Source organism: Labilibaculum sp. K2S (assembly GCF_030372765.1).
Lineage (GTDB): Bacteria > Bacteroidota > Bacteroidia > Bacteroidales > Marinifilaceae > Labilibaculum.
Genome location: NZ_JAUCMW010000012.1, coordinates 20,763 through 33,958, shown reverse-complemented (window position 1 = coordinate 33,958; position 13,196 = coordinate 20,763). Strand labels below are relative to the sequence as shown.

The 13,196-nt window shown below is 41.1% G+C and carries 8 protein-coding genes; all 8 read left to right on the top strand.

Going from position 1 to position 13,196, the window contains the following annotated elements; all coding sequences use genetic code 11:
- Positions 1–5 precede the first annotated feature (5 nt).
- Positions 6–2,339 carry an NAD(P)H-dependent oxidoreductase subunit E gene (locus QUH73_RS13585; protein WP_289530984.1) on the top strand — a complete coding sequence of 778 codons (2,334 nt, stop codon included), beginning with the start codon at positions 6–8 and terminating at the stop codon, positions 2,337–2,339.
- Positions 2,340–2,392: 53 nt separating this feature from the next.
- Positions 2,393–3,940, top strand: a complete 1,548-nt coding sequence (locus QUH73_RS13580; RefSeq protein WP_289530983.1) for a 2Fe-2S iron-sulfur cluster-binding protein — start codon at positions 2,393–2,395, stop codon at positions 3,938–3,940.
- 216 nt (positions 3,941–4,156) lie between these two features.
- The gene (locus QUH73_RS13575) at positions 4,157–5,269 is read left to right on the top strand and encodes a beta-alanine-activating enzyme beta-propeller domain-containing protein (RefSeq protein WP_289530982.1); all 1,113 of its coding nucleotides are present in this window, start codon (positions 4,157–4,159) and stop codon (positions 5,267–5,269) included.
- Between the two features lie 314 nt (positions 5,270–5,583).
- A complete protein-coding gene (locus tag QUH73_RS13570) occupies positions 5,584–6,270 on the top strand; it encodes an ABC transporter ATP-binding protein (RefSeq protein ID WP_289530981.1) in 687 nt (228 codons plus the stop codon).
- Between the two features lie 90 nt (positions 6,271–6,360).
- Positions 6,361–9,654 carry an ABC transporter permease gene (locus tag QUH73_RS13565; RefSeq protein ID WP_289530980.1) on the top strand — a complete coding sequence of 1,098 codons (3,294 nt, stop codon included), beginning with the start codon at positions 6,361–6,363 and terminating at the stop codon, positions 9,652–9,654.
- Between the two features lie 26 nt (positions 9,655–9,680).
- Positions 9,681–10,901, top strand: a complete 1,221-nt coding sequence (locus QUH73_RS13560; protein WP_289530979.1) for a PQQ-binding-like beta-propeller repeat protein — start codon at positions 9,681–9,683, stop codon at positions 10,899–10,901.
- 81 nt (positions 10,902–10,982) lie between these two features.
- Positions 10,983–11,840 (top strand): ATP-binding protein, encoded by an 858-nt coding sequence (locus QUH73_RS13555; RefSeq protein ID WP_289530978.1) that lies wholly within the window; start codon positions 10,983–10,985, stop codon positions 11,838–11,840.
- Between the two features lie 151 nt (positions 11,841–11,991).
- Positions 11,992–13,185, top strand: a complete 1,194-nt coding sequence (locus QUH73_RS13550; protein ID WP_289530977.1) for a radical SAM protein — start codon at positions 11,992–11,994, stop codon at positions 13,183–13,185.
- Positions 13,186–13,196 lie beyond the last annotated feature (11 nt).

Genomic DNA, 13,196 nt, shown 5'->3' with positions numbered 1-13,196 from the left:
AGAAGATGATCGATTTTGTAGATGGAGTTGTTGCTGAGATTGGGACAGAACCAGATAAGGTAATTCCGATTTTACAGGCAATTCAAGGGAAATACAACTATTTGCCCGAACCCGCATTGAAAAGGGTTTGTGAAACCACAACAATTACTGAGTCTCAAATAACGGGAATTTCAACATTTTATTCTCAGTTCCGTCATCAGCCGGTGGGGAAACACGTCATTAAGGTTTGTGTTGGAACTGCTTGTCATGTTAAAGGGGCAAAGCAGGTATACGATGGTTTTCGGCGGGAATTGGGCTTGGAGAAAGGCGTAGATACCGATACTGAGAAGCTTTTTACGGTAGAGGAAGTTGCCTGTTTGGGTTGTTGTACGCTGGCACCGGTGGTTCAGATTGATGGTGTTACCTACGGTCATGTTGAAACGGGTAAAATAGCTGAAATTATAGAGGATTTTAAAAATCTGGCACCAAGCTCAGAAAAGATTGTGAGAGAAGTGACAGAAGAAGGAATCTCTCAGGGTGAAATTAGAATTGGATTAGGATCATGTTGTATTGCAAGTGGTAGTTCCGGAGTGAAAGAGGAACTGGAAAAGACATTGGCCGGGAACAAGATTAAAGTAGATGTAAAACAAGTCGGTTGTGTTGGTGTTTGCAATCAGGTTCCCATGATGGAAATCCATAAAAAAGGGGAAGAGGCAGCTTATTACACCAAAATCAATGCAAACGAAGTTCGTGACATTATTGAAAAGCACTTTCATTCGAAGAGTTGGATAAGTCGTTTCAAAAACCGCTTTTACAATTACGCGGAGAATCTTACATTTTCTGATATTCCCAAGAGTTCGAACCGATACAATGCAAATGAAGAACACACACCCATTGCTGAATTTTTAAAAGGACAAATTAATATTGCCACAGAATATAGAGGTGAAATTATGCCTTCCGATTTTGATGAATACAAAGCAAAAGAAGGTTTTACAGCTTTGGAGAAATGCCTGAATGAGCTTTCGGCAGATGAGATTATTTCGGAAATTGAAAAAAGCGGGCTGAAAGGTCGTGGCGGAGCAGGTTTTCCCTCAGCTATCAAATGGAAAATGGTTCAGAATGCAAAGTCTGATCAAAAATACATCATTTGTAATGGTGATGAAGGAGATCCGGGCGCATTTATGGATCGAATGTTACTGGAATCTTATCCGTTTCGGATTATTGAAGGAATACTAATTGGAGCTTACGCAGTGGGAGCAAGCGAAGGTCGTTTGTACATTCGGGCGGAATATCCCTTGGCGGTAAAACGCATTCGCGAAGGATTGGAAATCTGCAAATCAAAAGGCATATTGGGAAAAAACATTTTAGGTTCCGGTTTTTCTTTTGAACTGAAAGTATTTGAAGGAGCGGGAGCTTTTGTGTGTGGTGAAGAGACTGCATTAATCGCATCCATTGAAGGGAAACGGGGAATTCCGCAGTTGCGGCCACCGTATCCGGCAGAAAAAGGATTGTGGGATAAACCCACCCTAATCAACAATACCGAAACATTCTCTTTAATTCCATACATTATTCGAAATGGTGCGGAAGCATTCAGTAAAATTGGAACAGAGAAAAGCAAGGGAACGAAAGTGTTTGCCTTAGCCGGAAAAATTAAAAGAGGAGGATTGATTGAAGTTCCTATGGGAATTACGATCAAGCAAATTGTAGAAGAAATTGGCGGAGGAATTGCCAACGGAAAGCAATTTAAAGCAGTTCAGATTGGGGGACCGTCGGGTGGCTGCATTCCTGCCTCCATGTCCGATACGGCAATCGACTTTGATTCTTTGAAAGAAGTGGGTGCCATGATGGGATCGGGAGGATTGATCGTATTGGATGAATCGGACTGCATGGTGGACATTGCGCACTATTTCCTATCCTTTACTCAGGAAGAGTCATGCGGACGATGCACATTCTGCAGAATCGGAACGCAGCGCATGTTGGAAATTCTAGCAAAAATCAAGACAGGAAAAGGAAAATTGAGCGATTTAGATTTGCTGGAACAGCTGGCTATAAATACTCAAAAAGGAAGTATTTGTGGATTGGGAAGAACAGCTCCAAATCCCGTATTATCGACCTTAAAGTATTTCCGACACGAATACGAAGCACACATTAACGGCGAATGCCCGTCTGGTAAATGCGAAGAGCTAATTCGCTACGAAATAAACGACAATTGCACGGGTTGTACCAAATGTGCGCAGCGTTGTCCGGTAGATGCTATCAAAGCAAAACCTTACGAATTGCACGAGGTAAACCATGAATTGTGCATTAAATGCGATATCTGCAAACAAATTTGTCCGGTAGATGCTGTGGAGATAAAATAATTAAAAGACCTGACAGGTTTTTAAAACCTGTCAGGTCTATAGATAATATAAAGATGCCAAAACTAACAATAGACAATATAGCCATCAATGTTCCCGAAGGAACAACTGTTCTGAATGCCGCGCGTTCCATGGGAATTGAGATTCCCAGTATGTGCTATTTGGAGGGATGCAGCAATCATCCAACTTGTATGGTGTGCATGGTGCGAAATAACAAGAATCAGCAAATGCTTCCTTCCTGTGCTACTATTGCAAGCGAAGGGATGGATTTGGCCAGCAATGATGCAGAGGTGTTTGAAGCACGAAAAGAAGCCATTGAATTGTTGTTGAGCGATCATGTTGGCGATTGCGAGGCACCTTGCCGCGTGGCTTGTCCGGCCTATATGGACATTCCGAAAATGAACAGATTCATTGCTGCTGGTAAATTCGATGAGGCTTTGAAGATTGTAAAAGAGGAAATTGCCCTTCCGGGGATTTTAGGACATATTTGTTCTGCGCCCTGCGAGAAAGTTTGCCGGCGTAAGGATGTCGATCAGGCAGTTGCCATTTGCCTGTTGAAGCGAATTTCGGCAGATGAAGAGGAGTCTTTCTATTTTCCGGATAAGAAAGAAGCAAGTGGCAAAAAGGCAGCAGTTATTGGTTCCGGTCCGGCCGGATTATCGGCAGCCTATCATTTGGTAAAAGACGGACATGCCTGCGAGCTATTCGAGAAAGAAAACCGTTTGGGAGGAAGTTTGCTTGAAGCGATCGAAAAAGGAGAGTTGCCTGAAAGTATCCTGACAAAGGAAATAGAAATATTGAAACAATTTGGTGTTGTTTTTACTATCGATCAAAAAATTGAAAAAGAGAACTGGGAACAGATTAAATCCGGTTTTGATGCTGTAATCCTGGCAACAGGAAGTGCACTTGAAAATGTGGAGGAATTAGGTTTAAAATCAGCGAAGCCGGGACTGTGGGCAGACAGTGATACATTCGCTGCCGATCAGACAAGAATATTTGCAACGGGTAGTGCAATTCGCATTCAAAAAATGGCCGTGAAAGCGGTGGCTATGGGAAAAGAAACAGCATGGTCGGTAGATGAATTTTTGCGAAATGGAGAAGGAAAAGCAACAAAACGAGCCTTCAATTCACGATTTGGAACACTTCGAAAAGAAGAGTTGAGTGAGTATTTGAAAGAGTCCGTTTCGGGGGATCGTGTGGAGGCAAAATCCGAAAAGGGATTTACGAAAGAGGAAGCCATGGAAGAAGCTGCCAGATGTTTGCATTGCGATTGTCGTAAATTAGATAATTGTAAGCTTCGGGTTTGTGCAGACATTCACAATGCCGATCGCAGACGATTTTCATTTGGCGAACGAAATAATGTGGTGAAGTATTTCGACCATGAAAGTATTATTTACGAGCCTGAAAAGTGCATTAAGTGTGGACTTTGCATAGAAATTGCGGGTAAACACAAGGAAGAAACAGGTTTAACCAATATCGGACGAGGATTTACCGTTAAAGTAGCTGTACCTTTTAATCAAAGTATTAACAAAGCTTTGACCTTGGCAGCAAAAGAGTGCGCAATAGCTTGTCCAACAGGAGCGATATCGCTTCGCTCTAATTAGGAATTAATAATTTAAAACCTCACCCTTAATCCCTTCTCCTCGAGGAGAGGGAAATTTAAGCTCCCCTTCGCCTTTAGGAGAAGGGGTTGGGGGATGAGGTTAATATAAATTGTGAATTAATAAGTAAAAATGGAAGCGACATTGAGTCCGGAGATATGGGGAAAGACCTGACAGCGTTCTTGAACCTGTCAGCGTCAAAAAGAGTAAATTGAGAATATGAAGAAACAATTAATACTATACATCCTATGCATCGTTTTGGCAATTCCATCAATCGCCCAAAACAAGCACAATTGGCTGTCTTTCCGGGGCAATTCAAGCCTTACGGGGATAACCGAAGCTCGTGTGCCCAAAGCGCCCAAATTATTGTGGAGTTTTAAAACCGGTGATGCCGTTAAATCATCACCCATTATCAGCAATGGAACCATATTTGTTGGCTCTAATGATGGCAAACTGTACGCAATTTCAAAAACCGGAGAATTGAAATGGAAGTTCGATGCCAAAACATCTGTGGAAGCTTCGCCATTGTATCTGGATGGAAGTGTTTATTTTGGATCCTTGGAAGGAATCTTTTATTGTTTGAATGCCACCACAGGAGAGGTGAAATGGAAGTACACCACCGATGGTCAGATTTCAGGATCAGCCAGTTGGTTTTACGACAAATCGAGCAAACAGAAGAAGATTTTAATCGGAAGCTACGACTTTAATCTGCATTGTGTTGATGCAAAATCAGGCAAACTGGAATGGAAGTATGAATCTGATAATTTTATTAACGGAGCAGCTTCCTGCAATGGTGAAATTGCCGTGTTCGGTGGGTGTGATGGTTTTCTCCATCAAGTGGATGTGAAAACCGGAACGGCAAAAAACAAATTGGATATTGCCACCTACATCGCCTCATCCGTCGCTTTGGATGGAAATCAGGCTTATTTCGGAAATCACGATGGCGAATTTTTCTGTGTGGACTACGCTAAAAATCAGGTAAAATGGAAGAAAGAGGGAGCGATTTCCTATTTGGCTTCTCCATCGGTCTCGGCCGATCAGGTAATTATTGGCGCCGAAAACAGACAGGTTTACTGTTTCGATAAAGAAAACGGGAACCTTCAGTGGCAATTCAAAACCAAAAATAAAATAGAAGCATCTCCGGTAATTGCCGGTAATTCGGTAGTTATTGGTTCTGGAGATGGAAGAATATATGTTTTGGATCGAAAAACCGGTCAACAAGTTTGGTCTTACGAGATCGGAAGAGCCATTGTAGGAACGCCTGCCGTGGTGGAAGGGATGATTGTTGTTGCTTGCATGGACGGCAGTGTTTATGCCTTTGGAGAGAAATAAAAAAGCGCTGAAAGCCCCGAGAAGAGCGGGCACTTATGCGAAGGGAGGCTGCTTTATGAGAAGGGAGGCTTACTTTATGCGAAGGGAGGCTACTTTATGAGAAGGGAGGCTTACTTTGTGCGAAGGGCGACCATTTTATGCGAAGGGAGCCTTACTTTATTCGAAGGAAAACGATTTTATACTGATGGGCAGTAAAATACATCGAAGGACAAGTTGATTTCAACGAAGCAGGAACTGCATAGAACGAAAAAATGCTGAATAGTAGAGCAAAGATTGATATTTTAAGATCTGATTACAATAGAAAGAAATAGATTATGATTGTAGAACTAAAGAACATCACCAAATATTACCAAAACTCAGGAAGTACTGAGAAAAGAATCATATTGGATGATCTTTCTCTGGCTATCGAAAAGGGAGAATCCATCGCCATTGTTGGTCCATCCGGCTCGGGTAAAAGTACATTGCTGAATGTGATTAGTTCTTTGGATACAGCCAATTCAGGCAGTGTGATTTTCGACGGGGAAGATTTATCGAAGAAAAATGAGAAAGAATTGGCCAATTTCCGCAATCAGAATCTGGGTTTTGTCTTTCAGTCGCATCACTTGCTGCCTCAGTTGAATCTGATTGAGAATGTTTTGCTGCCATTTATCCCTGTAAAGGATAAAAAACAGAAGCAGGAAGCTGAAAAAAGGGCGTTGGAGCTCTTGGATTTTGTTGGATTATCGGAATTGATCTATCAGCGTCCGGGACAAATGTCGGGCGGAGAGTGCCAACGCACAGCAGTGGTTCGTGCCTTAATTCATCAGCCAAACCTGATACTTGCCGATGAGCCAACGGGTTCGCTGGATAAAAAAGCGGCAGAGCAATTGGGCGATTTATTGGTGAGCATCAACGAGAAGCAAGGGGTTTCTGTAGTTATAGTAACTCACTCGATGGATTTGGCCAAAAAGATGAAGAAGATTTATCAATTGGAAGAAGGAAAACTTCATTTGAGTACTTAGTAACTGGTCATTGGTAATGATACTTAATCAAATGATGATAAATAAAATAAAGCTTACCAGCTACTATGTACTAAACACTATGTGCTAAATATGACCATTTTAAAATACATCATCAAAAGTCTCTGGTATTTCCGAAAGCAGCATTTTGCAGTCTTTTTGGGAACAATTGTGAGTACAGCAGTGCTTACGGGAGCATTAATTATTGGTGATTCGGTAAAATACAGTTTGCACGATTTGGTCAACCTTCGTTTGGGTAAGGTGGAATACGCCATGCCAACCGGCGACAGATATGTTCGGGCTGAACTGGCAAAGGACATACAGGCAGATATAAATGTGAATGCAGCAGCTCTTTTGCAGGTGAAAGGAATTGCAATTCAGCCTGAAAATAAGACCCGCACAAATAATATTCAGGCGTATGGTGTTGATCATGAATTTTGGAAATTCTCTTCTGCTCAGCAAATTGACCTGAAAGCTGGGGAAGCAGCTGTTAGTTTGAATCTGGCAGATAAAATGAGACTGAAAATTGGTGATGAATTTCTGTTGCGGGTTGAAAAAGGAAGCTTAATTCCCGTTAATGCTCCTTTTGTTTCCGATGAGGATCAGACCATGGCTTTGCGGGTAAAGGTAAAAGCCATTGCCGGAGATCAGGAACTGGGTCGCTTTAGCTTAAAAAACAATCAGGTAGCGCCCTACAATGTTTTTCTTTCCAGAGATTATCTGGCCGGAGAAATGGAGATGGAAGGACGGGCGAATCTTTTGCTGGCCAGTCCTGCGGGCGGATCTGCGCTCTCCCTAAGTGATGTGGAAGGCAGTTTGGAGAAGAACTGGAATGTGAAGGATGCCGGTCTTGAAATCCGGTCTGTGAAAGGAAAAGACCAGTTGGAATTGATTTCGGATCGGGTGTTTATCGATACGCCAATTTCAGATGAGCTGGAGAAAATTGCAATTGATCAGCAATCTCTTCTAAGCTATTTTGTGAACCGCATCAGCTGTAAGGAGAAAGAAACTCCCTATTCGTTTGTGTCTGCCATCAAGGGTGATTCACGTTTGTCGAATCTGTCTGATGGGGAAATGATTATCAATCAATGGTTGGCTGAAGACCTGGATGCCAAAGTAGGAGATTCAATATCTCTGGATTACTTTGTAATTGGCGCTTTGCGGGCTCTTGAAGAGCAGAGGCAGACATTTGTAGTTAAGGAAGTATTGCCTTTGGATAGTGATTTGCTGGATCAATCCATGATGCCATCCTTTCCGGGATTATCAGATGCAGGCAGCTGCAGCGAGTGGGAAGCCGGCGTGCCTGTTGATTTTTCAAAAATCCGTCCGAAAGACGAAGACTACTGGAAACAGTACAAGGGAACTCCCAAAGCATTTATTTCATCGGCAAAAGCACTTGAATTGTGGAGCAATAAATATGGAAAATATACTGCGTTCCGATTTGATGAAAAGGAATTGAATCAGAACGATTTAGAGAAACTCATGCTTTCGGTGATGAGTCCTAACTTGCTTAATTTAAGTTTTGTATCTGTTCGCAGTGCAGGTGTTTCGGCGGCAGATAATATGGTCGATTTTGGAGAGTTGTTCTTAAGTCTCAGCTTCTTCATCATATTTGCAGGAGTCCTTTTAACCATCTTGATTTATTCTTTAAATCTCGACAGCAGAAGTCAGGAAAACGGAATTCTCCTGAGCTTGGGCTTCCCTAAATCTCAAATACTACGAATCAGAATCTATGAATCATTAGTAACCGTAGTTATTGGAGGATTGGTTGGTGTCTTAGGTGGCATTTTATACAATCATCTGCTTTTAAAAGCTCTTAATTCAGTGTGGACTGATGTGGTTCGTACCAATATGCTGAATGTTCATCTGCGCGGAACCACCCTGTTTACTGGATTTGCGATAGGTCTTGTGGTGGCTATGCTTTGTATTTGGTGGCTAACACGTAAAAAGCTAAAGAAAACAGCAAGTGCGCTCATTCAAAATACCATTGATGAAAACAGCTCTTTAAAAACCAATCGGATTTCTGTAGTAATAGGGATTTTATCAATGATAGGTACTGCCGCTATGATTGCTTATGCGTTTGCATCCTCCTTGGATCAAAATGCGGAACTGTTGTTGTCTGCCGGAGGTTTATTCATGATTGGAGCCTGTGCTTTTGTGCATTTCTACCTTCAAAAATTGAGTTTAACCAAAAGTAGCAAAACACCTTCTTTGCTGCAGCTGGCGATGAAGAACAGTGCACGCAACCGCAGGAGAAGTTTGGCAAGTGTGGCATTATTGGCCCTGGGCACATTCTCTGTTCTAATTACAGGAGCCAACCGAAAAACATTCTTCGATACCGAGAATGCGAATCAATCGGGTACAGGTGGCTATGAATATTGGATAGAAAGCACGATGCCTGTTTTATTTGATCTAAATACTGCAGAAGGACTTGAGAAAGTGGGATTTTGGGAAGGTGATCTCGATCCCTCCACACAATTTGTACAGTTCAGAGCCTTGGAAGGTGATGATGCCAGTTGTCTCAATCTAAATCAGGTGCAGAAACCCAGAATATTGGGATTCGATCCTTTGTTGCTCGATAAAAAGGATGCCTTTTCTTTCGCGGCACTTGCAGCGAATGTGGATTCGGAGCATCCATGGCAAGCCTTGAATCAGGATTTAGGAACAGATGTGATTCCTGCTTATGCCGATCAGACAGTTATTGTTTGGGGATTGAAAAAAGCGATTGGCGATACCTTAGTCTATCAGAACGAATTCGGAAAAGACATCAAATTGGTACTTATGGGAGGATTGAACAATTCTATCTTTCAGGGGAACATCTTAATCTCTGATGATCAGTTTCAAAAACACTTTCCGTCCATTAGCGGATCAAAAGTATTGTTGATTGATTCACAGAAAGATAGTGATGATCAGTTGATGCAAAAGTTTGAAAATAACCTTCAGGATTTGGGCGTTTCAGGAATGAAAACATCCGATCGCATGGCCGCTTTTTATTCGGTTGAAAACACCTACTTAAGCATGTTCATGTTTCTGGGAGGTTTGGGTGTAATCATCGGAACCATAGGCTTGGGAATTGTATTAATGCGAAACATTATGGAACGCAAAAAGGAGTTGGCTTTGCTTTCTGCAATCGGTTATCAGCGAAACAGCCTTTTTAAACTGCTGTTTTACGAAAACCTGTTTCTATTGATCGTAGGATTGCTTTGTGGATTAGGTGCTGCACTAATTGGTGTGCTTCCATCACTGTTATCACCCTCGTTTCATATGCCGGTAGGATATATCCTGACATTGTTGTTCGGTATTTTAATCAGTGGATTGATCTGGATTTGGATTCCTGCACGACAAATCAAAAAATACAATATCGTTGAATCATTAAAGAATGAATAATAAACTATTACTATAAAATTGACCCAATGAAAAATCTAAGTATCGTATTAATCGCAGTTCTATTTTTTGCTTGTAATTCCAAGCAGAAAAAAGTGAGTGACTGGAGAGGTGAGAACCGTTCCGGAATTTATAACGAAACCAATTTATTGAAAGAATGGCCTGCTGATGGTCCAAACCTGCTTTGGGATATTGATAGCATTGGCAATGGCTATGGCTCACCGGTAATTAGTGAGAATACAATGTATTTAAATGGTGAAATTGACAGTCTTGCTTACCTGATTGCTCTTGATTTGCAGGGAAATATACTTTGGAAAACGCAATTTGGTAAAGACTGGATGAAAAACTTTATTGGAAGTCGTTCAACGCCAACTGTGGTTGATGATTTGGTATATGTTGCCTCAGGAATGGGAGATATTGCCTGCATTCAAGCTGAATCGGGAGAAATTAAGTGGAAGATTAACATGCTGGAGAAATACAATGGTAAGAACACTCGTTTTGGATATTCTCAATCTTTATTGGTGGATGGCGATTTGGTTTTTGCTGCACCTGGAGGAGCCGAAAATAATATTATTGCCTTGAATCGGTTTACGGGAGAAATGGCATGGACTTGTGCTGGTGTTGGTGAGGTTTCTGCCTACTGTTCTCCTTTACTGTTGGAATTTCCATCCCGAAAAGTTTTGGTAACTTTCTCAGACAATGCTTTAATGGGTATCGAATCGCAAACAGGAAAACTATTGTGGACGGAACTGCAGGACACGCTTTGCGATATCAATGGAAACACACCAATTTTTGAAGATGGTTACCTGTATTATGTTGCCGGATGTGGTAATGGAACCGTAAAAATGAAAGTTTCTGAAGATGGAAGTCAAATCACGGAAGTGTGGAGAAATAAAGATTTAGATAATATTATGGGGGGTGCTGTAAAATTAAACGGTAAAATCATCGCATCAGGTCATCGCAAGAAGGTTTGGAAGAGTGTGGATGCTGAGACCGGAGAGACTCGGGATACATTGAGTTTTGGTCGCGGATCTACCATTGCTGCCGATGGAATGTTATACTGTTACAACGAAAGAGGTCAGGTTGGCCTGGTAAATGTGACACCTGAAAGTATGGAATTAGTAAGTAAATTTAAGGTGAAAAAAGGAACCAAAGAGCATTTTGCTCAGCCTGTAATCAACAAGGGAGTTTTGTACATTCGCCATGGAGATGCTTTATTGGCATATGATATTAAAGCAAATAGTAATTAACTGGTTCTTCATTAAAAAGGCAATTAGTAACCAGCTATTCGTCGTTGGTAAACTAATTACTATGTACTAAATACTAAAAAAATGAGCAAACAAATATTCATTTGCGGGTGCGAGAAGGATGGAAAGATCGAAAAGAAATCGGTTGAGAAGCTGATGAGCACCTTGGAGGAGAAAAATATAGCTTATACCTATATCGAGGACATGTGTGGTACAATTTTGAAGAATCCGGACGATTTGGAGAGTTTGTACAATGCAAAAGATGCTATTGTTTTTGGTTGTCAGACTCGTGCGATGCAGCATTTGGTGGCTAATTCAGGACGAAAGACAGAGGGGAACGGTACAGAATATCATCATGTTGACGATGATAGTCAGGAAGAGCTTATTTCTACTTTGGAATCAAATACAGGTGAACCCTTAAAGATCAAATATTCTGATTCATGGAAGCCTTGGTATCCCGTAATTGATTACGATCGTTGCAACGGATGTCGTAAATGTTTAAATTTCTGCTTATTCAGTGTGTATTCTGTTGAGGATGATGGAACTGTTGTGGTTTCAGCTTCGGCGAATTGTAAGGATATGTGTCCTGCCTGTGCCCGGGTTTGTCCTCAAAATGCAATCATTTTCCCAAAACATGCTGAAAGTCCTATTGATGGTGGCGAAGGCGATGGTACCGAAAATGAAAAGACAGATATTCTGGAACAAATTCAGAACGAAGATGTTTATTCAGTATTGAGCGCAAGAAGAAAAAACTTTCAGGTTTCCTTACTGAAAAAGGATCAGTTTAAAATGGCTGAAGATGAGCGTAGAGCTTGTTGCAGCAGTTCCGATAAAAAAGAAGAAAAGAAAGCTGAAAAATGCGACTGTGACTGCAATTGCAAGAATGATTCGGAAAGTAAATGCGACAGCAAAGATGGTGATTCAAATTCGTGTTGCTGTTAATAATAGTAATTGGTTGTTAGTAAATAGTAATTAGTTTAAAAATGGTTTGTGTCAAATTATTTTGTTCCGATGATCAACGACTATGTACTAATTACCAACGGCTGTGTACTAATTACTCTGTACTAATTACTCTGTACTAAATACTAAATAAATGCTATTTTCTTTAGGAACAAGAATACTAAAACAGGTGGATGCCCGATTGCTTTGGAAACTAGGTTATAATTTGGGATGGAAGGGAATGAAGGCGGTTTCGAAACACAAGAAACGGCTGAAAAACGGTGAGCTGTATCCTGCTTTTCTAATGATTTCGATTACTGATAATTGCAATCTAAATTGTCAGGGTTGTTGGGTAACAATCAACAATCAATCCAAAGGAATGGATATGGAGACTTTGGAGAATATCATTGTTTCCAGCAAAAAGAAAGGTTCTTACTTTTTTGGATTATTGGGAGGAGAACCCTTGATGTATCCTCATTTAATGGAGGTGATTGAACGACATCCCGATTGTTATTTTCAGATGTTTACCAATGGTACTTTACTAACTGATGAAGTGGCGCAAAAGCTTCGGAAACTGGGTAATGTATCACCCTTAATTAGTGTGGAAGGTCTGCAGGATGTGAGTGATATTCGAAGAGGAGCCAGTAATGTATATGGCAGAACCATGACAGGAATTGAGGCTTCTACCAGGAATAAATTGTTCACTGGTGTAGCTACAAGTGTCTGCAAGTCTAATTTTAAGGATTTGGTGAGTGAAGAATTTGTGAATTCCTGCATTAAAAAGGGAATTCATTATTTGTGGTTTTACATTTACCGTCCTGTAGGTGAACGTCCTAATACAGATTTGGCTTTGTCTGAGGAAGAGATTTTGGAATTGCGGCAATTTATGGTAGATATTCGCGTGAAAGCTCCCTTAATGATCATCGATACGTATTGGGATGAGAAAGGACAAGCGATATGTCCCGGTGCGTTGGGCTTGTCGCATCATATTAACCCTTACGGGGATATCGAATTTTGTCCGCCAATTCAATTTGCAGGTGAAACGGTTGGCGATGGCTCTGATATTGTCAATATCATCGAGAATTCGAAATTCATTGGTGGCTTGCGAAAAAGTATCAACGACTGCACCCAAGGATGTATTCTATTGGATAATCCGCAGGAATTACACACGATTCTAAAAGGTGTAAATGCCTATGATTCATCGAAAAGGAGTAGCTCATTTGAAGAATTAAATAAGATGAAGCCTTGTGCTGGTCATCACATACCGGGAAAAGAAATTCCGGAAAAAAGTTGGGTCTATCGCTTTGCCAAGAAGTATTCTTTCTTCGGCTTTGGAGCCTACGGATAGAATAATTACGA